Below are 23,888 nucleotides of genomic sequence, written 5' to 3' on the forward strand. Positions count from 1 at the left end.
TTTTTGACTATGTAAATTGGTATAACAAGCATCGAATTCATGGAACACTGGGGTACATGACTCCAATTCACTATCGAAAATTAGCCCTTAAAAAAGTTGTTTGATTTAATGTTGACAATCCACCTTTATAATAATAAAAGAGGGACAAGGAGATGAACTCAAAATGAAAAAATTAACCTTGATAGCTACCGGGTTAGTTGCTGTTGCCATAGGGACTTACCTGATTGCAGGGAATGCCCAAAGAGAAGAAGCCAACAACCAGGGAGCGTCAAATATCAAGCAATTGGTGCATGATTTCAGTACAAGAAAGGCAACGGCCCAGTCCGCTTCTATCACTTCCAGTCAGTTGAGTGTATCGGAGGATGGTACCACAACAAAGACCTATGCTCTGCCTGATAACGAGTTTTTTCTTTCGATAGCGCCATTTATGGAACAGACCCACCCTTGTGCAACCCATAGCCTGACCGGTTGTCAAGGCGAAATAAAGGATGAAGAATTCAGTGTAACGATTCATGATTCCGCTGGGAATTCAGTCATGAATAAAACCTTAATAAAATCCCAGTCCAATGGATTTATTGATCTATGGCTGCCGCGTGACAAAACCTATAGCGTTACGGTGAAGCATGAAGGGAAGACTGCAAAATCTAAAATCTCCACGTTTGAAAAGGACGATACCTGTGTTACCACGATGCAATTGGGTTAACGCAGTGAATCTAAATCCGTTTTCGGAATCCTGTGTATAGGAAAGGGAATGGAAAGCCTACTAAGCTCTTAACTTTCGGAAAATATAACGACACCAGGCACCAGCTTCCCATGTAAGGAGTGCCTGGGTCAGCTGCTGTGCCACCTTTTATCATTGACAAAATTACATTTCTCCGTCATAATCCAAAATTGATAATGATTATCATTATCTACAAAATGTACATACACGGGGAGAATACATTCTATGAAAAAAGGTTTGAGCGGGATTGTAATGTTGCTGATTTTTGCGCTTGTTCTGGCAGGCTGCGGAGCTGCAAGCAATACATCGGAAAGCCAGACGGCAACTCCGGACAGCACACCAGCCGAAGCGGCTGGTCCTGTGAAAGTAAAGCATAACCGTGGTGAGATCACACTCGACAGCCCGGCAAAGCGTGTTGTCGTGCTGGAATGGACATTTACGGAGGATATGGTTGCGCTGGGCGTTCAGCCGATTGGTAATGCGGATAATGCCGGATACAAGCAGTATGTATCTTCGGAGGCAGGGCTGGACAGCAGCGTGACCGATGTCGGAACGCGCAATGAGCCCAATCTGGAGGCGATTGCTGCATTGAAGCCGGATCTGATCATTTCCAATGTTGATGGAAATGCAGCTATCTATGATCAGCTGAAAGCCATTGCACCGACAATTGAATATAGTCTGAATAGCGGTAAAGGCTATGATTATGACAAAATGGTAGAGATATTCAACAACATCGCGGTCGCTCTTGGAAAAGAAGATAAAGCGAAGCAGGTGCTGAAGGAGTTGGATCAGCATTATGCGGAAGCCAAAGAAAAGCTCGCTACTGCGGGTAAAGCGGAGTTTCATTATAGCCTGACACAGGCGTTCACTTATCAAAATGCAGCCAGCCTGCGCATGTTTTCGGATAACTCGGTTGTCGTCGGAACACTGGCGAAGATCGGGCTGATTAACGATTGGAAACCGGCCAAGCTTGAGCAGTACGGTTTTTCAACTGTAGGCATTGAAGCGCTGCCTGCCGTTCAGGACAGCAACTTCCTCTATATTGTGCAGCCGGACGATGATGTTCTCGGTGCAGCACTGAAAAATAATTCGGTCTGGAACGGCCTGAATTTTGTCAAAGAAAAACGTACCTATGCATTGGACAGCAAGACATGGACGTTTGGCGGTCCTGTCTCGTCAAAAGCGTTGGTTGACACCGCTGTTACAGCGATTACGAAATGAGCCGGGGCTGAGTATTCTGTCCGGTTTATAACTGGTGTATGGCAAGCATGAATGGGGCGGTCTAACCGCGCTCATTCATGCTTTTTTTATAGGCTTATAGAATGGCTGCTATCTGGTTGCATCTCTATTCGTTGTTTCCCCATTTTGTTCATTCTCCAGTTTATTCTTCACCCGTAGCTGCAGGGTTCTCCTCATGGCTAATCCAGCTGCTCGTCGACGGAAATCGAGCCTGGGGACATACGTTGATACGCTGCATCTCCTGTATACTTATGGGCATCTAGGTCCCGTGTAATACCTTAATTTGTATATACTAAAAACCTATTAAAACAGCTGTATACTTCCGACATATTATCTAAGAGCTTTTCGCTCAATATTCCTTGGGGAGATGGCAGCATGTCACAAAATATAAAAAAGCGCGTATTCAGATCATCCAGCATCGCGAATACATTGGCCTTGGTGCTGTTAGTCATTATCGTTGTCGTCTTTGCAACCTTGGGGACGTTTATGTTTGCAAGCACGCAAAGCATGCTTGTCAAGCAGCAAGAGGCCATGCTTCAGACCAAGACGCAGGCTATCGTCAGTCAATTCGATGCGTTATTTAAGGAAAAGGGATCGCTTGTCAAACAAATGTCAACGAACAACTTATTTCAGAAATATATAGAAACCACCCCATCAGCAGAGATGGCGAAAACTTCTCCTTATGCTGAGCAAACCAAAGCGACTTTGGCAGCCATTGTAAAAGCAGAGCCCTCTTTTGCCGACGCCTGGATTGCAGGAATATCTGGTAAAGGCTTCTTTCTTCAAAATGATGGTGCTGCATCGAGCCCGGATTTCGATATCCAAACACGCCCGTACTTCAAGCCGGCTGTAGAAGCAGACGGTTTATACTACTCAGATCCCTATGTTGACGTCAATTCGGGTAGTGTGCTTATGGGCATTTTCTATCCGATCAAAAACAGCAGTAACCAATTAATCGGATTTGCTGCTATTGATATTGCTTTCAAAGACATCCCTGCCGTTATGCAAAGCTATTCGCTCGGAAGCACAGGTTATTCGATTCTTGCATCCAAAACGGGCGATATTTTATATCATCCCGATCAAAATAAAGTGTTGAAAGAAAAGATTAACGAAAGCACAGGCGAGCTTGGGGAGATCGGAAAGAAAATGATTGCCGGCGAGTCCGGAGTACAGCTGATTAATGATATTGGAGAACGGCGCTATATCGGGTATGCAACCAGTAAAGATACCGGATGGTCCGTAGGCTTAACCATTTCTGAACAAGAGGCGCTCACAGAATTAAAAGCCTTTACCTGGATTACCATTGGCGGTTTTGCGGTAGCCACAATTCTGCTGGTTGTGATTTGTTATATAACGCTCCGTTATCTGTTGAGATCAATACCGAAGCTGCTCGCAAAAATCAAGCTGATTGAAAATGGAGATTTGACCGTTCAGTTTGATACACATTCCAATAACGAAATCGGTCAAATTTCTCAAGGAGTTCACAATATGGTTCAAAGAATTCAAGGAATGCTCCAAATGGTGGGCAGCTCAGCTCAAGTGTTGAATCAGTCTTCTCACGATCTGCAATCCATTTCTTCCAGAACCGCGATAACGATGAACGATACTGCGACAGCAATCAATGAAATTGCCAATGCGACGAACTATCAGTCCACCGAAACGGATAATATTTTACAAAAAACCGGAGCATTGTCCGGCCAAATTGACGAAATTGCCAATGATACGAAAGCCATCGAAACGATGGTGCAAACCTCTGCCGAACAAAGCGGATTGGGGCTGAATGTAGTAGATCAGCTATCCAAATGGGCAGAAGAAAATCACAATTCCACACAAGCGATGTCGGCTATTATTCAGGATATCGATCTGAGCCGTCATGAGATTTCGAGCATCGTTGACACGGTTAATCAAATTGCAACGCAGACCAACCTGCTGGCGCTCAATGCTTCCATCGAAGCTGCACGTGCGGGAGAACAGGGCAAAGGGTTTGCCGTTGTTGCCGGAGAGGTGCGCAAGCTGGCTGAGCAGACTGCACTGGCGACACAGGAAATCTACAAGAAGGTACGTGTGATTGAAGAAAAAACCAGCGTATCGGTTGAGCATACGGCTCACGGTCTGAGAATTGCAGAAGAAAATGCCAGATCGGTGGAGAACACCAAGCAAGTATTTTTTAGTATTAACAAGGACTTGGAAGATTTGAAATTGCGAATGATCCAGATCAGCAACAACACCTCCAAAGTGCATAAGCACAAAGATGAGATTTTGCAGGCGCTAGAGATCATCTCTTCCACCACAGAGGAGAATTCCGCTTCAACCGAAGAGGTTAGCGCCAGCACGCAGGAACAATTGGAGAGCTTCGAACAGGTTGCTGAACTATCCAAACAATTAAGCCAACTGTCCAATAAGCTTCAAAACGAATTAAGCCAGTTTAAGGTCGAGGAACATGAGTAGGCATGATTTTGACTTATAAACAGCAAAGCCCGCGTCCAGCGCGGGCTTTTTATCTTTTCGCTTCCTATTTCAACAGCAATTTAAAACGACGCCGGAGGCGGCTGACAATGCGAAGAGAGGGCGGACGCACGGAAGAGCAGGATCGGAACGTCGGATAAAGGCAGCGCGTACGGATCGGTAGGAACGAGGGAACGGGCCTTGTTGCTCTTCTTTTGAGGAGAGGGATTTCCAAAAGGATACCTACTGAACCTGAGCCGGTGGGGCGTCGTTAATAAAGAACGTTATACGACAGTCTCAAAACTGCTGGCTCTCAATCTAAGGATACATGTAATTCATTATGTAGGTGGAGAGCGTCTTTAAATCCTTGCAAATAGATTTCACGTTCTAAAATAGCTTGGACGGAATGGACTGCATCATCGTAGAGGAATATGGTCTTCTGGTAATAGTTCGTGTAACTGTTTGAAATAAAGAATGCGCCCGGTTGAGAACTGGTTATAACTTGAGTTGTTTTTGATTAGTTCACTGTACAAAGATTCAATTCGAGTACGAATAAGTGAATCAAGTAAGACTTCTAAAGAATTATTCATAATTGAACACTGTCTAACCATTTAATTTTACGAACAAAAATTTAATTTAATAAATATAATTTTATTATAACGAATAATAGGGGGGGATATATGTTGAAGATGTTTTTGATAAAGGAAATATACTTTCATATAATTAAAGAAAAATTCACTTCATGTGTGAAAGGAATATCAGATGATTAGTTACAAACCTTTTCAAAAACTATTGATCGACAGGGAAATTAAGAAGCAGAATTTATTGAAAATAACGGGGATTTCGTCTGCTACAATGGCGAAACTAAATACGAATGAATATGTATCATTAGAAGTGATTGATAAATTATGTACGGCTTTAGGTTGTCAACCAGGAGATTTATTAGAACACATAGTGGAGTAATGACAGATCAGTCAAAGAACTACGATTGGTTAATCGAAGAAGTGATTCCGTCGTATAATATAATATCCAAGCTGCGACTCCTAACGGAGCATTGGTCTGTCAGATGGGTTTCGAAGAATGATTTCAGCAGACAACCCCTGTTGGGGTTCGTGAGTACAGAAACGTAATACTACAGTACGAAGATTTAGTTTATAGGAGTGTGATTTCATGGGAGTGTTTGAAAGATATAAAGCAAGGAAATTATCTGGGGAGACTTTGGACTTAGATGAACTTACGTCTGCAGATCTTAAAACTATGTTTATTGATGAAAAGAAATCAGACTATGAGATTTCTCAATTATTTGAAGTAAATATGTCAAAGATTAAATATAGACGAAAAAAGTATGCAATAACAATTAGAAATTCGATTCTGGATGAATATTTATTGGTTCAATCGGAAGCAGCAAAAGAGATGAATCTCAAAACAAAAGAAGGATTATTAGTTAAAGAGAATATAAATATGATTGCAAAAGCAATTACTCACATTGCATTTAGGAATGGACCTATTGAAGATATGCATGCACATCCCAATAATCAACTTTCTGAGAGTGACATGAAAACCTTAAATAAATTTATGGTAAATAGGATAGCCTATGTTTTCCAACTAATTATTGAAGAACGTTGGATTGAGTTAGACTTTTTGATTAGAAATACTGATCGCTGGTATGGTCATGGATGGGATGATGCAGAACCTGATGATGGAGACACAAGAAAAATCATTGAACTAATGTTAAAAAAATAATTGAGAAAAATGTGGATCTATTCTAAGTTCCGTCGTATAACACGATATTCACGCTGCGGGTTAGTAAGTTGATCCTTGGTCCGCTTGAATTTCTGGGAAGTGGAGGGCAGGCGGACACATCCCATCGGTTAAGTGGCGTGACCGCCACCCAGCCTAACGGCCTTAACCGCCGTGAAGTCGTGAATGCAAGAATATTATACGACAGAATCAAAATACAAAGAGAGCCAGCAGGCTCTCAATCTAAAGATGCATGTAATTCGTTATGTAGGTGAAGAGCGTCCTTAAAACCTTGCAAATAGATTTCGCGTTCTAAAATAGCTTGAACGGAAAGGTCTGCATCATCATAAAGGAATAGGGTCTTTTGTATATCCTCAGGTAGTAGTTCATGTAACTGATCGAAATAAAGATTACGTTCGGATGAGAACTGGTTGTAACTGGAGCTGTTTTTGTTAAGTTCGCCATACAAAGTTTCAATTCGAGTGCGAATCAGTGAATCAAGTAAGACTTCTAAAGAATTATGCATAATTGAGCACCAGCCGATCGGTTTAATTTTGTGAATAAAAGTTTAGATTATTGAATATAATTTTATCATATCGAACATTTATGTCAATAGATGTTGAAGATATTTTTGATAAAAGAAATATACTTTCATATAATTAAAGAAAAATTCACTTCATGTGTGAAAGGAATATCAGATGATTAGTTACAAACCTTTTCGAAAATTGTTGATCGACAGGGAAATTAAGAAGCAGGATTTGCTAAAAATGACGGGGATTTCGTCTGCTACAATGGCTAAACTCAATACGAACGAGTACGTCTCATTAGAAGTGATTGATAAATTATGTACGGTTTTAGGTTGTCAACCTGGGGACTTATTGGAGCACATAGCGGAACAATGAAAGAATAGAATTGGTAATCGAAGAAGTGATTCTCTCGTATACGCTTCCGACTGAGTTTGAGCCTGCGGGATGAATGTCGGAGAGGTATCTTAGGAGACAACTCCTTTAGGGTTCATAAGTACAGAATGGCTATATAACAGTATTAAAAAGGGTGAATATTAATGACTAAACGGCAGTATTACTCTGTACGTGCTGGAAAGAATACAGGAGAGAACTTTCCCATTGAAACACTCAGAGAATTGATTTTTAGAACTTATCACTTTTTTTATGAGAAGGAGTATTTTCAAGAGGCATTTGGAAAAATGTGTGTAGATGCAGGATTGATTTCTGGAACGTGTGGAAGTGATATTCAAGGATATTTTTTGAGGAAGCTGCGTAAGCATAGTATTTGGCCTATAGATGACTTTTATACGAAATACTCTGATGATGATATTTTTGATGTGATAGAATTACTCTTTGATCTTGTCTCAAAACCTATTGAAGGTACATACCATGATTGGAGCGATTGTGGATGGCATTATAGTGATTTTGATAAAAATTTAGGCCAAGAGGAATTCAGAGTAGAGATTAATGAAATTTTGAGGGACTATAAACAGGGCTATGAGTTGTCTAACGATGGTGAAGTTCTTTTATTAGGAGATAAGGGTTTGAGTTTCCTGTTAGAAGCTAAAATTCCGGAATATGACTTGAATAATGTTGATAATAGAGTCGAAGTTGCTATTTTAAAATTCAGAAGATACCGTGCCAGCTTAAATGAAAGAAAAGATGCAGTGAGAGATTTAGCTGATGTTCTAGAATACTTAAGGCCACAAATTAAAGATCATATGCTGTCTAAAGATGAGTCTGAACTTTATAATATTGCAAATAACTTCGCCATCAGACATCATAATGATAAACAAAAGAAAGATTATGATGCGCTTTGGTTGAGTTGGATTTTTTATATCTATCTCTCAACAATACACATGATGGTAAGAACTATGAAAAAGGCTGAGAGTAGCGAAGGAAGAAGATCAATAGAGAGCAAATTCAAGAAGTGATTCCGTCGTATAACATAATATTCAAGCAGCAACTTCTTCGGAGCCTTGGTCTGAGGATGGATTTCGGGGAGGAATTTCAGCAGACAACCCCTTCGGGGTTCATGAATACGGGAACGTTATCGGAAATCAATGTAAATCATAAGGAGGCATATGGCATTGAACTCGAGAGAATACGAAGATTTCGTAGAGGAAACACTAAAGTGCTTAGATTTTTTTTATAATTCAACTATTTATAGAAACAAGAAATATCAAGGAGTTCGACAGGCAGGATCATACGAAATTGACATTGCATTTGAAACAGAAATACATAATATGATCAAGTTTACTTTAATCGTAGAGTGTAAATATCATGGAAGACCTATTACTAGACCAATTGTACAGAATCTACATCAAACAAAAGAAGCGATAAATGCTCAAAAAGGAGCCCTTGTTTCACCTATTGGCTTTACAAAAGAAGCCATAGAGGTTGCTGATAATTTGGGGATATCTCTATGGGTAATCTCAAAGGATGCACCAACTGAAATAGTAATGGCGTATGAGGGAATGAGAATAATATTATTATCAGATTGCTTTTTTGAATTATTTATAGAATACGTGAAACTTTTTGGGATAGAACCTAAAAATATGTACTCGGATTATTCAACAAAATTAATGTCTTATAAGAAATTTGATAATTCATCGATAGAACATATTAATAACAACCATGAATATGAAGTAATAGAGTTTTTCAATAACACAAGAGAGGGATCAGCATTCTTTTCTTATGAGAACCATCCTATCTTTGATAAGTCATGTGCAATAAGAGAAATTATAGAGTATTTAATTGAATCAAATAAACCAAAGGAGAAATATATCCCGAATCTTTATATATGGGAAAATAACGTCGTTGATAAGTTATCTAATTGGATACCAGAACATAAAAAAGATAAAACTGATAAGATTTTACAAAACGCAAAGAAACATATAATAACTATGAACTGGGAAAAATTTTATAAATTATTTTCAATGTGGTAACTTCATATGGGTTATTTTGTATCTAGAAGATGATATTCACATCTGATAACAACATTATTCACGCATTTGGCACTCGCCCTCGGTCCCAGAAGCGGTTTCAGGGGGGCAGTTGCTGTGGACATACCGACTTCGTCGGCGTCGTGAATACACGAACGTTATATGACATGCTTGCAAAGAAAATAAGTATATGAGAGGTGCTATCGTGCTTTCTGAAGAAGAAAAAAAGATTTATATTAATCATTTGAATGAATCAATTCATTATTGTAATGAAAGTTTATTAGATTATAGTGGCAAGAAATTGGAAATTAATTGTGTAATTACTGACAGCATGGAGTTTAATGCTAATTGCAGCTTGTTACCTGAAGGCTTCTACAAATTAAATATTAGATCTGAAGTTTTTGAAAAGACATTTAGGATTTTAAATACACTCTTATACGAAAAGAACATTAATTTTTATACTATCGTGTCCGGTGGTGATCAGAAATATGATCTTAAAAAGGCAAACTTATATTTAGATCTTATGCATAGCATTTCGTATAGGTTAATTATATACCACGAATTAGGTCATATTTTTAATGGACATTTAGATTATTATCATTCTCGTAGTATTAGTCCACGGAACCTATCGCTTTTTATGGATTCTCGTAAGAATCAATTACCTTCTTTAGAAAGTCAAGTTCTAGAAATGGATGCAGATGCTTTTGCGGCTACAAGATTAATTGGGCAGTTTACATATAACCCAAATATAAACTCGATTAATAAGGCTGCACCGGCGCTACTGAAAAGCCAAATTCACGCATTTCTTCTAGTAATTATAAGTTCATGCATTACATTCAGTATAATGGGGCTAGGATATAAAAGAGACCAAGTGAATTACTTAGAATCCAAGTACCTTCCACTCAGAACAAGACAAGATTATTATGTTAGATGTGCCTTAAATGCTTATAAAATGTTTAATAACGGACACTTAGATACTGACCCTGAATTACTAGACATTACATTTTACAGAGAGGTTTTATATAATGTCGAACAATATGTGAATTTATATTACCGTGAAGCTTTGGGATTTCAAAAAATAGAGATTGATTCAAGTAACAATAGAAATGAAATGGATACGGTATTAATTAAGCATTCGGATTTTTTGGATACTTTCTGGAGAAATGAAATGAGAAATAAATTATCCCCATTCTCATATTTTTATTTAGCTGAATGATATGTTTTTAGAAGAATCGAGGAAGTCAAGCACCTCATATAACATTATATTCACGGATCGGGCATACGCCCTCAGTCCGGTAGAGGGATTTTCGGAGTAGCAGAAGCACCCGGACACATCCGACTACGTCGGACGTCGTGAATACGGGAACGTTATATGAGACATCATCGTGATATAATCATTGCAAGACGTGTTAGGACAGGAGAGGCAAAATCCATGGATGACTTTACGAAGAAGCGGATAAATAAAATCATGGAAAAATATATACAAAATGCAGTACCAGAACATGTGAAAAACCAGATAAAAATCAGTTATAAGATCAGAGGAAATCATGTGACAATAATTGAAGAAAGACAAGGATTCAAAAGTGATCAATGGGTGCAGATGCCAGTAGCTCAGTTCAGATTAGATGAAAACGAATGGAAGATATATTGGCAAGACAGCAAGGGGAAATGGCACTTCATAGATGACATAGAACCGGATGAAGATTTTGAAAAACAGTTGAAGATCGTAGATGAAGGGCATAACGGACTGTTTTGGGGATAAATCGAAGAAGCTCATGACATCTCATAACATAATATTCAAGCTGTGGCTCCTTACGGAGCCTTGGTCTGCTGGATGAAACACGGGGAGGCATTTCGGCAGACATATCCGATTAATCGGACATCTTGAATACAGGAACGTTATAGGAAACCAGCGCAAAAAAAATAAAAATAGAGAGAGGGAAATATAATGAAAGAATTTGAGAAAAACATAAGTATGAATTGCAGTGTATGTGGCAATGATCAATTTTTAATCATTGATGATAGAATTAGTGACTTAAAGGATGCTTCAGATGAAACTAAAATAAAGTGCTCTGATTGTGGGACTGTCACAACAAAAGAACAACTTATTGAAGATAATAGTTATAAAATAAATGCCAATATTGAAGATTTTAAAGAAGATATAGCGAAACAAGTTATTAAGGATATAAGAAAATTATTTAAATAATTGGAGGATTTATGGAACTGCTAGAACTATGGATTATTTTTAAAGAGATATTCAAGGATGTAGTGGTGTATGGCTTTCCAACTGTAGCCATAATTATATCAATACTTTCATATATCGATTCAAGGAAAGCTAAAAAAATTCAAAAAAGAATAATTGTACTTGAAGAAAAACTCAAACAGTATGATTTAGAAGATAAGGAAAAAGCACGTGCTGAAGAGACTATGGCATGCGTAGAGGTTCGAATTGTTAATATTTCCAAATCTAAATATAAAATAAAGTTTTGGAACTCTGGTAAAGCAGTTGCTTACAAAGTAGATTTTGAAATTCCAGTTGAGGTCGAAGCAGTGGTATTTAAAGACAAAGTCCCGTATGAATTTCTTGAACCTGGAAAGAGTTTTGAAGAAAATATCGTAGTTCATATGGGTACGCCAAGAAAGTTTAAAGTTATTACGAAGTGGGAAGACATTCAGGGGGAAAGTCACTCAAAAGAGCAAATAGTAACAATTTAAAATATTTGTAGGTTGGTTCAGTGAAGACGCTGACATCCTATAAAAAAGTTTTCACGCATCGTCGCTGACGCTCCTTGGTCCGGCGGAGGTTGTTGGCAGAGAATTGAAAGCAGTCGGACAACCTCCTGTGGAGGTTCATGAACACAAGAACGTTATGTGAAATCAACGAAATTATTTAAGAGGTAAACATAATGAAGATAATAAGGAATAAAGAAGAACTTGAAGGCACTTGTTATATTGAAATTTTGCCAGGTAGATACCTTGGTCAATGTTGGAGTGATACTTCAATTTTTTTGACCGAAGAACTATTTGGTTTTATAGAGAAATCAGTTGAAAGTGAACATAGTACATATGATCACTATGCTTTTAATGAAATTCAAAAGGAAACTTGGTGGAGTATCCTGGGGAGATTAGAAAGAGTAATAAACCTTCTTGAAGGACAACCCAAAATGAATACTCTTAAAGAGCACATTGGTTTTTACTTTGGATACAGTGAAAATGAGTTTAAAAAAGATTATGAAAATAATATTGAAAAACTGAGAGAATTGATTAAAGAATTTCAAACATGGATTAAAGAGCAGTTGAGATCCCAAGATTACATTTCAATATTAGGCATCTAGTTAATTCGAGGAAGTTGTTGACATCACATAACATAGTATTCAGGCAGCGGCTCCGTCGGAGCCTTGGTCTGCGGTGTGGAATTCAGAGAGGCATTTCAACAGACAACCCCTTCGGGGTTCATGAATACAGAAACGTTATACGACAATTCGGGAAAGAAGGTGAAGTACTATTTTTCAGAAATTTCAAACGGAGTTTAGAGATACAATATTTGAAGATGATGTCTATCTTCGTCCAATTATCATAAAAGAAATGGATGAAGATCTAATTGTCGAGTTCCATGTTTTTTTATACTTTACCGAAACTGTTGTTCAAAAGTGGGTAGTTGAGTATAAACAAGTCAGGGATTATAAGATTACATTAGATTTCTTTGAAGATATAGAACTTGAAACAAACCATCCTTTATTACTAGAGTATCTTGAACCAACTCATGAATTGTATTTCAAAGGAGAGTCAAAAGATGTGTTTAAGATCATAGGAGAATTACTAGTACAGCATCAGAAGGCAACTGATAAATGGATTGATTTTCAACACTATTTTAATGGAGATCTTGAATGGTTACTTAAGCAAGACCAAGGGCTTTTAGCCAAAGGTCCTGAGTCGATTATTACTATTTATAAGAAGGTATTTAAATCAACTCAATCCATCTGTGATAAAATTTGATCTAAAACTTGAAGAATCTATAGCAACAATTATGGGGAAGTCTTTTATCATATGCAAAGAAGTAGAATTCAATAGAATTTTGTAGCATTTTCGAGGAAGCCCGAATCGTCGTATAACAATGCATTTTTGCTTCGTCGCTGACGCTCCTTGGTCGCCAAGAGGTATTTCGGAGAAGTGGAATCAGACGACACATCCAACCGGCTAAGTGGCAGAGCCACCCGGACCTTCGGTCCTTAAACCGTTTGGACGTCAGAAATGCGGAAACGTTATCTGTAATTCCACAATAATTAATAAAAAGAAGGTAAACCAGTGAAGAACCACAATGAAGAGAAGTTCGCATTGGAGAATGCTGCGATAGAGATATTTATTAATCTTCATAATTGTAACCACAATGGGCAATACGAATTAATAGAAAGGCGAGAAAGCCCAGATTTTGTTTTGAGAAACTCGGAGGGTGAATTACTGGGAATTGAAGTAGCACATTTATTCTATGATTTTAAAGAAGCCAAGATGTTATTAGGTAGATCAAGTAATAATACGCATGGGCTTGAAATGAATAATGAATTAATTAATATATTAAATAACTTACTAAAACAGAAGGAAAAAAAGGTGCTGAAATATGAAAGTATATATCCAATAGCATTAGTAATTAGAAATGCTTCCCCTATTTTTGGTATGAGTGATTTTATAAGAGACAAGGAATTGATTTACAAACCAATTATTTATAAAAGTGTTTGGTTCGTATCGAAAGATGGAAATTATAATGACTGGTTAATGACAGATATTTTGAAAATTTAATCGAAGAAATGTGGCACAACAGATAACATAATATTCAAGCTGCGGCTCGATGGAGCCTGGGTCTGCGTGAAGAATTTCGAAGAGGCATTTCAGCAGATAACCCCTTTGGGGTTCATGAACACAACAACGTTATGTGAAATCGATAAAAATAAAAAAATAGAGGATAAAATATGCTTGAATTACTTTTGAAGTTTTATAAAAAGAAAGTCACTTCACATCAATTAGTATTTCGGTTTATGAAAATGAAGTATGAATTAACGAGAATTGCATTTTTTCTTTTTATGATATCAGTTTTGCTAATGATTTATAATTTATTTCTAGGTTTGGTATGGGCAGAGTTTCGAATGATAGGAATAGGATCTATAATCTTTTTTATTTTCACCCTGTCAGTATTAATATTTGCGGTTTCACTAATGAACAAGAAAGCTAAAATAATTGTGAAACAAAAATATAATATTAACCCAAATGGCTGGTCTTGGCGAACACCAGAATTCGAAGAAATGCGGTAGAACTTATAAAAGAACACTTGAATAGAAATCATTTATATACAGAGAATAAAATCAAATTATTGATGGTAGGACTTGAGAAAGAAATTGAAAAAAATAAATTCCCTTCTCTTATTAATCCAGGAATATTTATTTCTCTATTTGTGCCGATTTGGATACAATATCTCACATTTAAGTACAAGACGATCACAACCGAAGAACAAGCTATTTCGATGCTGCTATTTAGTGCTTTTTTAATTTTGATGATAATCATTTTAGTGAATGTTATTAAAAGATTTTCTAACGAGCTAAAAGAGCTAATTTATATTGATGATAACATGTATAAGAAAATGTTATTAGAAAAACTTGAAGATACATTATTACGTTACAAGGAAGATGAAAATATATAAATAGCGACTTCACATAACATAATATTCAAGCTTCGGATTCCTAAGGAGCCTTGGGCTGCTGGATTGATTTCGAAGAGGTGTTTCAGCAGACACATCCGACTACGTCGGACGTCGTGAATACGAGAACGTTAGCTGAAATCAGACTAGATGAATAAAGTGAGGAGAAAAATATGATCAAGGAAACGATGTGATCATTGAATGTAAAAGTCATAAATGGACTTCGGGAAATAATGTACCAAGCGCTAAAATGACAGTCTGGAATGAAGCTATGTTGTATTTTTCACTTGCACCAGAAAGTACAAGGAAAATCTTATTTGTTCTTAGAGACTATTCTAAAAGAAATGAGACATTAGCTGAATATTATAAGAGATTAAATGAGCATTTGATACCTCAGCGGTAGAAATTTTAGAGTGTGATTTAAACAATAATACTGTCAAATTAATATAGAAATCCAATTTCAACGGAAAATCTTTAATACTTGTTTGCTTAATCTAAGAAGTGACTCCCTCGTATAACATAATATTCAAGCAGCGGCTCCTTTGGAGCCTTGGTCCGCGAGAAAGATTTCAGAGAGGCATTTCGGCAGACAACCCCTCAGGGTTCATGAATACAGGAACGTTAACTGAAATTGCTGCAAAACGAATAATTGGAGGAAATACAATGAAGATTAGTGAAATTTTTATGTTGAACGCAACACAAATTCAACTTGATTTTGTAGATATAAACATAGAAAAAGACTATCCAATGTATATAGATCCTTATTTAATCTCAACAAGAAATGATCCTTGGTCAGTTGAAGTAAATAGAACTATTAAAAACTTCTTTTCTAAGGTTTCTGAATTTATTCGGAATGATGAACATGAAAATGCAATTGAATTATTTCAATTTATGTCTGAGCCAAAGGAAACATGCCTAGGTATTAGTAATACTGGAACTAACAATGGGCGAGGGGTTGGTGAAGAGAATGCAACCGGAATTATTGGAGAGATAATTAGAAGTAAAGCGATTGAAACAGGTGTAGTTCAGAATATAGAAGACATAATTGTATTTGTTGACGATGTTGATAAAGATAAGCTTTCTGATATGACTACTAATATCATCAGAAAACACCTTATTGATTATACAAAAGAGCAATGCAAAATGTGGAATATTCCATTAATAGTAGCTGAAACATTGCCTTATTGGAATCCAGTTGATGAAGATTGGGTTACTTCTCAAGAAGAGTTGCTTTTTTATAAGGGACGAGAGTTTCTATTAGTACCTAAGGCAGTTGTGTCATCTATTTCTGAGTATAATGCACAGAAATATGGATGGCATTTTGTAATTAGTGAAGAACGAGACGAGCAGCTAAGAAGAAGATCTGCTCTCGTAAAGTATAAGAAATATAAAAACGGTAAAGAGAAATTTTACCTGCCAAAAAAAGATGTAGATAAACAAATTAGTAATCAAATTTCTAATGGTGAGTTTGAGAGCAGGAAAGATTATTTAAGACAATACACTCAAAAAAGACCTGAACTTTTTGAGAGATTTAGGAATACAAGATCGGGAGTAGTAAGACCTATTTCAAGCGATGAAATTATGGAATTTACTGGATTTGAGGACTTAGAAAAGATAATTGACGCTTTGATAACAAGTCTAACAAATATACCAGTAGGAACTAAAAATGCTTCAGAGTATCACAAATTTATAAAATCGATATTAGAGATTCTTTTCTACCCTCATCTTAATAATCCAACCATTGAAGAAAAGCTTCATCAGGGCAGAAAAAGAGTGGACATTGTCATGAACAATATTACAAACACTGGATTCTTTTACAGACTTCAAGAGATTAATAAAGTTTTTTGTCCATACGTGTTTATTGAGTGCAAAAATTATGGAAAGGATATAGCGAATCCGGAAATAGATCAGTTGTCTAGTAGGTTTGCCTTTAATAAAGGGAAGTTTGGAATATTAATGTGCAGGACTATTGAGAATAAACAATTATTGTACCAAAGATGTTCGGATACGTATAGGGATGATAGAGGACTTATTATTCCTTTAGACGACAAAGATATTATTACAATGCTTGAATCCATTAAGAACAACGAAAAAGACGGCATTGAAAAATTGCTTGAAAGTATAAAAAAAATAATAATACTGAACGGATAAATTGATAAGTAATTCAAGGAAGGCAGCAACTTCAGTTAACAAAGTGTTCCAGCTTCGCGGCTGTCGCTGCTTGGTCTGCCCGATGGATTTCAAGGAAGTAATTCAGGCAGATACATCGATTCCCCTAAGATAAGAGCTATCTAAGGGGAATCGACGTCAGGAGCACAAGAACGTTATATGATAGAAATGAGAAAATATAGATCAAAAAATAAAGTGCAAGAAAGCAGATAAGAACGCTTGTGCGCAGATGTAAATACAGGTAAAATATAGATACAATTGAATCTTGGGTGGGCATGGTTTCCCTTCGAAAGGAGGTGAGACCATGGAAGTGAAAGATGCGATGACGCTGATGCTATTATTCGGAACATTCATTCTTGCACTTTTAACGTACATTAATAACAACAAGAGAAAGTAAAAACCCACCCAAAGGTTGACCGCCGAAGGTGGGTTTTTATTCCGATGACTTAAGAAGGGATAGACCATCCAAGCCAATTGTACTGACCAAGTGTTCGTAGCACTTGGTCTTTCTTTAAGAATATGATAACACATGGGAAAAGATGAATCAAAGCTAAAATAAATAATTTGGGATGATTAAGGACAGGGTAGTAGGCAATCTCGAAGAAGCATTTCCATCATATAACATGATATTCAAGCAGCGGCTCCGTTGGAGCCTTGGTCTGCACGATGGATTTCGAAGGAGGAATTGCAGCAGACAATCCCTTTGGGGTTCGTGAATAAGGAACGTTATACGACAGAATCAAAAACAATAGGAAAGAGGATCATATGATCCTCTAGATGTTAGAATTTTTCAATTCACAGAGTAATTCTAAACGTATTCTTATAAGTGGCTCTGTCAATGATTCTAATGCATTAATCATATGCTGTTCCTCCTTTTATTAACTTCATAGAGTTATTATATAGCCTTATAGAGTTAATTGCAAGGTGAATATTTGACTTTGTAGAGTTAAATCTTTGCTTTTCGTTGATGATTACTGATATGGGAGATAAGATAGAATTATGGAGGGGAAAAGATGACCGTAATCAAGTGCAATATAAGGAAACTCATGGCAGAACATCGAATAGATGATATAACAGAATTGATGGCGAAATCGGGATTGAGTCGGAATTCAATTAATAAGCTATATAGGGAAACGAATATAGAAACAACAAAGCTGGAGACTTTATTCAAGCTTTGCGATACATTTAACTGTAAATTATCTGATTTGATTGAATATCTACCTGGAGATAATCAATAGTGAGGGCAGATTCAAGAAGTGAATCCGTCGTATAACATAATATTCAAGCAGCGGCTCCTTCGGAGCCTTGGTCTATGGATGGATTTCGGGGAGGAATTTCAGCAGACAACCCCTTCGGGGTTTATGAATACAGAAACGTTAAGCGAAATAATTCTTATACAAATGATTAAGATGAGGTGCACAAGTTGATAGTTTATTCAAATGATTTATTGGAGATTATCAATACAAGTTGTAATAAATTAAATGATATACAGTCTAAGTTAAATGAGGAAGAATTAATCAATCAAGGATTGTTTCTTATGTCAACAACATATTTTGAAGCTACATTACGAGATGTAATGAATAATATATTGATCTCAAAACCAAAGAAACTAAAAAAAGAAAATTTCACAATAAGCAAAAATGATTTAAGTAGTTTAGACAATTTCAGTATTCTTAAATCGGTAATTGAAAACGAGCTTTTTAATTTATTTAAAGGAAATGTAAAGGATCAATTATTATATATCATGGAGATAGTTACAAATATTAAGGTAAGTACATTAGCAAACAAATCAAAACATGGGGATATTATTGATATAATCACAAAATGTAGTGATGTTTCATATTATAGAAATTGCTTAATTCACAATGCAGGATTAAAAAGTAAAAACTTCGATGAAAGTACCCAATATTATACTACCCCTAATCATAAACTAGATTTAAGTAGAGAAATAATAAAAAATTTTATTAACGACTATTTGAATTTTTTTGATATTTTAAAAGATAAAATTCTTAGTAATAGTGAATTTAAACAAAAAACTAGATTGGAACAATTAAGACAGTTATGGAATGAATGCTTTAGTAGTCCAATACTCATGTTTGATGATTATTGGGAAACTAATGAGGAACGAGATTTAGTAGTTAATGTTAAGTATCCTGATTGTGAACATGGATTAAGTAGCTCAGAGAAAGTGTATCTGTCAATATGGCGCCATCAATTTTATGATCCAATAAAAACTGAAGAGTTTTTGATCTGTAGTGTAGATGAAAACAAACTCTATAAAATTTATAAGGGATTATCAGAAGTTAAATTTTACTACATGCATCAACAAGCACGTTACTAAAAGCTAAAAAAATTTCAGAGTATTCTCGGAGATTGTTTAAGTAGATCATAGAAGATAATTACTTCGCTTAACGAAGTATTCACGTTGCGTCTCCTTTCGGAGCCTTGGTCTGCCCGAGGCATTTCGAAGAAGTGATTCAGTCAGACAACCTCTGCGAGGCTAAGTCTCGCACCTTAAGACTCTCGGGTTCGTGAATACTGAGAACGTTATACGACAGAATCAATTTAAAAATATTCAAGAAATCAATTGCGAAGGGGACTTTATAATGCGTATTAGTGAGCAACCAATTGAAAATAGAAGGTACAACCTATTTCCATACAACCATATAGATGTAGTGAATCTTGAAAAAGCTGAGGAAAAAGTGAAGAAGTTATATGAGTTTAAACTCTTAATCGAGAAAAGCGATACAAATGAAAGACACATTCTTAATTACATTAATGCAGGGGAATATCATTTAATTGGAGGAATAGTTAAAAACGGATATTTTTTTGGTCACCATTCAGCTTTTTTATTTCCAGAATTTCAGCTGGGTAACGATTATAAAGTTGATTATTTAGTGATTGGAGAGAACTCTGATGGATATCATTTTTTACTGATTGAGTTAGAGGCCGTTTACGGAAATATAACAACCAAAGACGGGGATTTTGGAAAAGCTTTACGATCTGGATTAAGTCAAATTGATGATTGGAAGAGTTGGATTGAAGCAAACCACACTACATTTACAAGGGAACTTTTAAAGTGTAAAAATGATGAGCGTCAGTTACCAAATGAGTTTTATACGTATGATAGTTCAAGGTTTAACTATGCTGTTATAGGCGGTCGTAGAGAAGATTTTAAGCACGAAAAAACGCGAAGAAAACAACGAGAATCATGGAAGGTAAATGGAGTTAGGATACTTCATTACGATAATATAATTGATCGTACACTGGATTGGGTAACTGGTCACATTAATAGATGGCATGAAGAAGAGATGGAAGATGCACCAACTGTATAGAAAATTTATGATGTATTCATTTTTACCGAATCGAATATTCTTCTATAATTTGTGAGAGCAGAGTCAAGGAGCGTTTCCGTCGTATAACATCATATTCAAGCAGCGGCTCCTAATGGGACCTTGGTCTGCGGACAGGATTTCGAGGATGCATTAGCAGACACTTCCGGCTACGCTGGACGTCATGAATGCGGGAACGTTAAGTGAAATTACAAAAGAGAGTGAGTACTTAATTTAAATGAATACGCTCAAAGACTATATCGAAACGGAACTTCTGTGAAAGCTGAAAAGCTAAATTATAAGATGTAATGAAGAGGAGGAATATTGATGAGTTATCATAAATTCTCGCTGATACCTGGTCAAATAGATGTAGTTACTTCTAAAGGTGAATCTAATTATCAAGAAGTTTTGAATGATTTTGCTTCAGCGGATTACATTTTTGTGACGACTTATAATATATCTCAAAAGAGAGAAGCATTATTGAATTCACTAAAAGAAGCGGCGACTCATGCAGAAGTAAGAATTGTAACCAACATACCGAATCGTTACGAAACTTATTATGGAGATAACGTGCGTAAAAAAGCTAGCGAAAGTATTGATCATTATACCAGAAAACTAACTAGCAATGATAATGAAGAACAGATAGGTGCTTTTTTTAACTTTCAAAATCATTCTAAAGTCGTTCTCACAAACAACATAGCATATATTGGTTCAGCTAACTTTTCTGAAGAAAGCAGTAATAACAGAGAAACTGGGTTTATTATACGAGATAAAGAACTGGTTCAAGTTGTTATAGATAATCTTATTCCAATAATTCTAGATGAAAGTATAAGATATTATAGGAATTCTTTTAAGGAGAAAAAGCTTGTATTGCCGTTATTGGCCTCTCGTCTTGAGTCTGCTACGATGAGAATTGAAGAAGAATCTTACACATATATTGGAAGATTTGAAGAAGTGAAAATTTATAATCATTGGGATCCACAACTTCGTAAAGAATCATTAGAAGTTTTGCTAGAGCTATTGGAAGAAGTTGAAGATGAAATATATAGAATCAATGAATTATACGAAACAGATGAATTTGCAGACCTAATAGACTCAGATGCTATAGAACAAATTAAAATTCTATGCTCAGAAGACGACAATATCTCAGAATTAGCAAGTTTTAACGAGAGCCATTACGCTTCAGATTTGATTGCTGAATGGAATGTTCATAATGAAGAGATGGATGAAGCTGCACAGCGAGCTTCAGATCAAACTTTTGAAAAAAAACAAGAACTAGCAGAGGCTGCGGAACAAGATATAGAAAGCATTTTCTTAAATATTCAAAAAATTCAGAATAGTTTTGAAGTAGTCATCAGAAAGCTTAGTGATTTGGAAGATGAACAAGAAACGAGTATAGACAACACATGATTCACTTTCTAAGCATAAAAAATACGCTATCAATTCGAAACGCCTCACCATAGTATATGTAATTAAGTCCGTCAAAAATGAAGACTACTGAGTAAGAAAGAGATGAAATTTTGGCTTCTACCTCATAATTAGTGGTTGACAGTCTTCGGGCTCAAATTGTGCCAAGTGCTCACTTGAGTAACCCTCGTATTAACCATGATTGATGAAGATACTTGGAGCTTTAAATGAATCAACCGCTAATTTTGGTTTTGAGCCGTTAGTTTGTTGCAAAATTAAATGATATAAATACTAGAGGACTTAAACCAATAAAGTCTGGATGGGAACCATATTTTCTTGTATACAACTTGATTGCTGCTGAGATAGCGGGAAAAGGGGCGTTTGAGCAGCTTTTTGTGTCAACTCATAATCTTGATTTTCTGAAGTATCTAAGAAGATTGAACAGTTTAGAGCAACAACCAAATGGAAAGACCAAAAGTCGCAGCAAGCAGTACTTTATAATCAACAGGCAAGGTCATTATTCAACATTATTGCTTATGCCGAAATACTTAAAAGAATTTGGCATGGAGTTTAATTATTTATTCTCTTGCATACAACAGTGCTCTAGTATTGAAGTTGTAGATGATTCGAATTTCCATTTGTTTTACAATTTTAGTAACGACGCAAGGAAGTTTTTAAAGATATATCGTTACTTTAAATATCCTGATTTCTCTGAGGATAAATTGGAACGTTTCTTTGGGGAAGATAAAGTTCCTTCAATTTTAATAGATAGAATAAATAACGAGTATTCTCATCTACAAGGTTCTACTGAAAGAGCGGCGATGCCAGTTGAAGTGCCTGAAATGGTATCAACTGCTAGGTTGATTATTGACAAGGTTAAGGAAGATACTCATCAATATACTGCTTTTATGAAGAGCATTGGAATTGATGTATAATATTAAGTAAGTACGACAAACAAAAAGAAAGAGGGTCGCGGGACCCTCTATATGCTAGTTTGGCTCAATTCACAAAAGAGTTGTAGAGCATCTTTGAAACCTTGTATGTAGATACTTCTTTCTAGGATGGACTGGAGAGAAATTTGAGCGTCTTCGTAAAGAAAAACGGTATGTTGAAGTTGATCGGGTAAAGCTTCACGAAGCGTTCTGAAATATTGATCTGTTTCTGAAGAAAGTTGACTGTATTCGGTATGATGTTCTGAAAGTTCAGTGTAGAGTAATTCCAACCGTATTCTTATCAGTGGTTCTGCTAATGAATCTAATGTATTAATCATATGTTAGCCTCCTCTTTTAACTCTATAGAGATATTATATAACCCTATGAGGTCAATTGCAAGGCGAATATTTGACTTTGTAGAGTTAATGCTTCACTTTTCATTGATGATTGCTGGTATGAGAGATAAGATAGAATTATGGAGGGGGAAAAATGAGCATTGTCAAGTGTAACATAAGAGAACTAATGGCAGAACATCGAATAGATGATATATCTGAATTGATGGCGAAATCAGGATTAAGTCGGAATTCAATTAACAAGTTATACAGGGAGACCAATATAGAAACAACGAAATTGGAAACCTTATTCAAGCTATGCGATACATTTAACTGCAAATTATCTGATCTGATTGAATATGTACCTGGAGAAGATGAATAGTGAGGGCAGATTCAAGAAGGGATTCCGTCGTATAACATAATATTCACGCTTCAGGGCTATTGCCCTTTGGTTGTCAGATGTATAATAATGGAAGAAGCACAGACAACAAACGCCCCAACCTAAGATAAGAGCTATCTAAGTCTGGGGCGTTTCGTGAATACAACAACGTTATGTGCAATACCTTGAAAAACTAAAAAGTGAGGGTTGTTATGAAAGTTTGGGTTTGTACTTGTTTTGATACAAGCTTTGATTTTTGTGAACAAAAATATAATGTCAGATACGATTCATTTGACATAGAAATAATTCGAGGGAGTTCAGAAGAAGGTCATAACTTATTTATTGAAACAACTAAAGAAAATGCTAAATTAGTGAACGAGGCAGCTAGAAGATTCTTAAGTGAGATTTGCTGGTTGTATCAATCAAGAGTAGAGTGGATTGTCAACATTAAATCAAACAACTTTTTTAAGGGCTAATTTTCGATAGTGAATTGGAGTCATGTACCCCAGTGTTCCATGAATTCGATGCTTGTTATACCAATTTACATAGTCAAAAA

The 23,888-nt window shown here is 36.2% G+C and carries 30 protein-coding genes and 1 pseudogene; 27 read left to right on the forward strand and 4 right to left on the reverse strand.

From position 1 onward, the window contains the following. The 4 genes from BAZ21_RS28290 to BAZ21_RS26275 form a co-directional block, all read left to right on the forward strand. Positions 1-104, forward strand: a 104-nt coding sequence (locus tag BAZ21_RS28290; protein WP_141694956.1) for an IS3 family transposase, incomplete at its 5' end; no start/stop codon positions are given. A gap of 59 nt (positions 105-163) precedes the next feature. Beyond that, the gene (locus BAZ21_RS26265; protein ID WP_068505794.1) at positions 164-703 is read left to right on the forward strand and encodes a CueP family metal-binding protein; all 540 of its coding nucleotides are present in this window, start codon (positions 164-166) and stop codon (positions 701-703) included. A gap of 243 nt (positions 704-946) precedes the next feature. Beyond that, positions 947-1,942 (forward strand): ABC transporter substrate-binding protein, encoded by a 996-nt coding sequence (locus BAZ21_RS26270; protein ID WP_068505796.1) that lies wholly within the window; start codon positions 947-949, stop codon positions 1,940-1,942. A gap of 393 nt (positions 1,943-2,335) precedes the next feature. After that, positions 2,336-4,408 (forward strand): methyl-accepting chemotaxis protein, encoded by a 2,073-nt coding sequence (locus tag BAZ21_RS26275; RefSeq protein ID WP_068505797.1) that lies wholly within the window; start codon positions 2,336-2,338, stop codon positions 4,406-4,408. Positions 4,409-4,718: 310 nt separating this feature from the next. On the opposite strand, the pseudogene BAZ21_RS30010 reads toward BAZ21_RS26275, so the two are convergent. After that, positions 4,719-4,995, reverse strand: a pseudogene (locus BAZ21_RS30010) (hypothetical protein). A 172-nt stretch (positions 4,996-5,167) separates the two neighbouring features. On the opposite strand from BAZ21_RS30010, the gene BAZ21_RS26280 reads away from it, so the two are divergent. Continuing rightward, a complete protein-coding gene (locus BAZ21_RS26280; protein ID WP_068505799.1) occupies positions 5,168-5,368 on the forward strand; it encodes a helix-turn-helix domain-containing protein in 201 nt (66 codons plus the stop codon). A 207-nt stretch (positions 5,369-5,575) separates the two neighbouring features. Next, a complete protein-coding gene (locus BAZ21_RS26285; RefSeq protein ID WP_068505801.1) occupies positions 5,576-6,148 on the forward strand; it encodes a hypothetical protein in 573 nt (190 codons plus the stop codon). A 235-nt stretch (positions 6,149-6,383) separates the two neighbouring features. On the opposite strand, the gene BAZ21_RS30015 is transcribed toward BAZ21_RS26285, so the two are convergent. Further along, positions 6,384-6,671, reverse strand: a complete 288-nt coding sequence (locus tag BAZ21_RS30015) for a hypothetical protein (RefSeq protein WP_068505804.1) — start codon at positions 6,669-6,671, stop codon at positions 6,384-6,386. Between the two features lie 172 nt (positions 6,672-6,843). Here BAZ21_RS30015 and BAZ21_RS26295 point away from each other — a divergent pair, with 172 nt between their 5' ends. The 19 genes from BAZ21_RS26295 to BAZ21_RS26375 all read left to right on the forward strand — a co-directional run bounded on the left by BAZ21_RS26295 (position 6,844) and on the right by BAZ21_RS26375 (position 22,624). Next, positions 6,844-7,047 carry a helix-turn-helix domain-containing protein gene (locus tag BAZ21_RS26295; RefSeq protein ID WP_068505805.1) on the forward strand — a complete coding sequence of 68 codons (204 nt, stop codon included), beginning with the start codon at positions 6,844-6,846 and terminating at the stop codon, positions 7,045-7,047. Positions 7,048-7,208: 161 nt separating this feature from the next. Continuing rightward, the gene (locus BAZ21_RS26300) at positions 7,209-8,084 is read left to right on the forward strand and encodes a hypothetical protein (RefSeq protein WP_068505807.1); all 876 of its coding nucleotides are present in this window, start codon (positions 7,209-7,211) and stop codon (positions 8,082-8,084) included. A 156-nt stretch (positions 8,085-8,240) separates the two neighbouring features. Next, a complete protein-coding gene (locus BAZ21_RS26305; RefSeq protein ID WP_068505809.1) occupies positions 8,241-9,098 on the forward strand; it encodes a restriction endonuclease in 858 nt (285 codons plus the stop codon). Between the two features lie 202 nt (positions 9,099-9,300). Beyond that, complete coding sequence (locus BAZ21_RS26310) at positions 9,301-10,311, forward strand: hypothetical protein (RefSeq protein WP_068505826.1); 1,011 nt, start codon at positions 9,301-9,303, stop codon at positions 10,309-10,311. Positions 10,312-10,527: 216 nt separating this feature from the next. After that, positions 10,528-10,857, forward strand: coding sequence for a DUF3024 domain-containing protein (locus BAZ21_RS30020; RefSeq protein WP_256022721.1), 330 nt, complete (start codon positions 10,528-10,530; stop codon positions 10,855-10,857). Between the two features lie 186 nt (positions 10,858-11,043). Next, positions 11,044-11,301 (forward strand): ECs_2282 family putative zinc-binding protein, encoded by a 258-nt coding sequence (locus tag BAZ21_RS26320; RefSeq protein ID WP_068505810.1) that lies wholly within the window; start codon positions 11,044-11,046, stop codon positions 11,299-11,301. 11 nt (positions 11,302-11,312) lie between these two features. Continuing rightward, entirely contained in the window at positions 11,313-11,810 is a 498-nt protein-coding gene (locus tag BAZ21_RS26325; RefSeq protein WP_068505812.1) for a hypothetical protein, read from the forward strand. A 191-nt stretch (positions 11,811-12,001) separates the two neighbouring features. Beyond that, positions 12,002-12,430, forward strand: coding sequence for a hypothetical protein (locus BAZ21_RS26330; RefSeq protein WP_068505814.1), 429 nt, complete (start codon positions 12,002-12,004; stop codon positions 12,428-12,430). A 250-nt stretch (positions 12,431-12,680) separates the two neighbouring features. Continuing rightward, positions 12,681-13,091, forward strand: a complete 411-nt coding sequence (locus BAZ21_RS26335; RefSeq protein ID WP_068505815.1) for a hypothetical protein — start codon at positions 12,681-12,683, stop codon at positions 13,089-13,091. Positions 13,092-13,400: 309 nt separating this feature from the next. Continuing rightward, complete coding sequence (locus tag BAZ21_RS26340; RefSeq protein ID WP_068505817.1) at positions 13,401-13,889, forward strand: hypothetical protein; 489 nt, start codon at positions 13,401-13,403, stop codon at positions 13,887-13,889. A gap of 170 nt (positions 13,890-14,059) precedes the next feature. Beyond that, positions 14,060-14,398, forward strand: coding sequence for a hypothetical protein (locus tag BAZ21_RS30025; RefSeq protein WP_256022726.1), 339 nt, complete (start codon positions 14,060-14,062; stop codon positions 14,396-14,398). A 17-nt stretch (positions 14,399-14,415) separates the two neighbouring features. Continuing rightward, positions 14,416-14,784, forward strand: a complete 369-nt coding sequence (locus tag BAZ21_RS30030) for a hypothetical protein (protein WP_256022729.1) — start codon at positions 14,416-14,418, stop codon at positions 14,782-14,784. A gap of 660 nt (positions 14,785-15,444) precedes the next feature. Then, positions 15,445-16,932, forward strand: coding sequence for a hypothetical protein (locus BAZ21_RS26350; protein ID WP_068505818.1), 1,488 nt, complete (start codon positions 15,445-15,447; stop codon positions 16,930-16,932). 322 nt (positions 16,933-17,254) lie between these two features. After that, on the forward strand, positions 17,255-17,347 hold the full coding sequence (gene comI / locus BAZ21_RS29240; protein WP_007431380.1) for a competence inhibitor ComI: 93 nt from the start codon (positions 17,255-17,257) through the stop codon (positions 17,345-17,347). 616 nt (positions 17,348-17,963) lie between these two features. Further along, positions 17,964-18,188, forward strand: a complete 225-nt coding sequence (locus BAZ21_RS26355) for a helix-turn-helix domain-containing protein (protein WP_068505819.1) — start codon at positions 17,964-17,966, stop codon at positions 18,186-18,188. Positions 18,189-18,397: 209 nt separating this feature from the next. Continuing rightward, positions 18,398-19,291 carry a hypothetical protein gene (locus tag BAZ21_RS26360; RefSeq protein ID WP_141695035.1) on the forward strand — a complete coding sequence of 298 codons (894 nt, stop codon included), beginning with the start codon at positions 18,398-18,400 and terminating at the stop codon, positions 19,289-19,291. 265 nt (positions 19,292-19,556) lie between these two features. Beyond that, on the forward strand, positions 19,557-20,285 hold the full coding sequence (locus BAZ21_RS26365; RefSeq protein ID WP_068505821.1) for a Shedu anti-phage system protein SduA domain-containing protein: 729 nt from the start codon (positions 19,557-19,559) through the stop codon (positions 20,283-20,285). Positions 20,286-20,609: 324 nt separating this feature from the next. Then, positions 20,610-21,692, forward strand: coding sequence for a phospholipase D-like domain-containing protein (locus tag BAZ21_RS26370; protein ID WP_068505822.1), 1,083 nt, complete (start codon positions 20,610-20,612; stop codon positions 21,690-21,692). 305 nt (positions 21,693-21,997) lie between these two features. Next, complete coding sequence (locus BAZ21_RS26375) at positions 21,998-22,624, forward strand: AAA family ATPase (protein WP_256022737.1); 627 nt, start codon at positions 21,998-22,000, stop codon at positions 22,622-22,624. Between the two features lie 47 nt (positions 22,625-22,671). Here the strand turns inward: BAZ21_RS26375 and BAZ21_RS26380 are convergent, their stop codons facing one another. Continuing rightward, on the reverse strand, positions 22,672-22,959 hold the full coding sequence (locus BAZ21_RS26380) for a DUF6809 family protein (RefSeq protein WP_068505824.1): 288 nt from the start codon (positions 22,957-22,959) through the stop codon (positions 22,672-22,674). Positions 22,960-23,110: 151 nt separating this feature from the next. Here BAZ21_RS26380 and BAZ21_RS26385 point away from each other — a divergent pair, with 151 nt between their 5' ends. Beyond that, a complete protein-coding gene (locus tag BAZ21_RS26385; RefSeq protein WP_176718223.1) occupies positions 23,111-23,335 on the forward strand; it encodes a helix-turn-helix domain-containing protein in 225 nt (74 codons plus the stop codon). A 209-nt stretch (positions 23,336-23,544) separates the two neighbouring features. Continuing rightward, positions 23,545-23,808 (forward strand): hypothetical protein, encoded by a 264-nt coding sequence (locus tag BAZ21_RS29245; RefSeq protein WP_068505825.1) that lies wholly within the window; start codon positions 23,545-23,547, stop codon positions 23,806-23,808. Here the strand turns inward: BAZ21_RS29245 and BAZ21_RS28300 are convergent. Then, positions 23,785-23,888: IS3 family transposase (locus tag BAZ21_RS28300; protein WP_141694956.1), on the reverse strand; the 104-nt coding region annotated here is incomplete at its 5' end. The two genes, BAZ21_RS29245 and BAZ21_RS28300, sit on opposite strands and share 24 nt — an antisense overlap.

Source organism: Paenibacillus kribbensis (assembly GCF_001705305.1).
In the GTDB taxonomy this organism is placed as follows: domain Bacteria; phylum Bacillota; class Bacilli; order Paenibacillales; family Paenibacillaceae; genus Paenibacillus; species Paenibacillus kribbensis_B.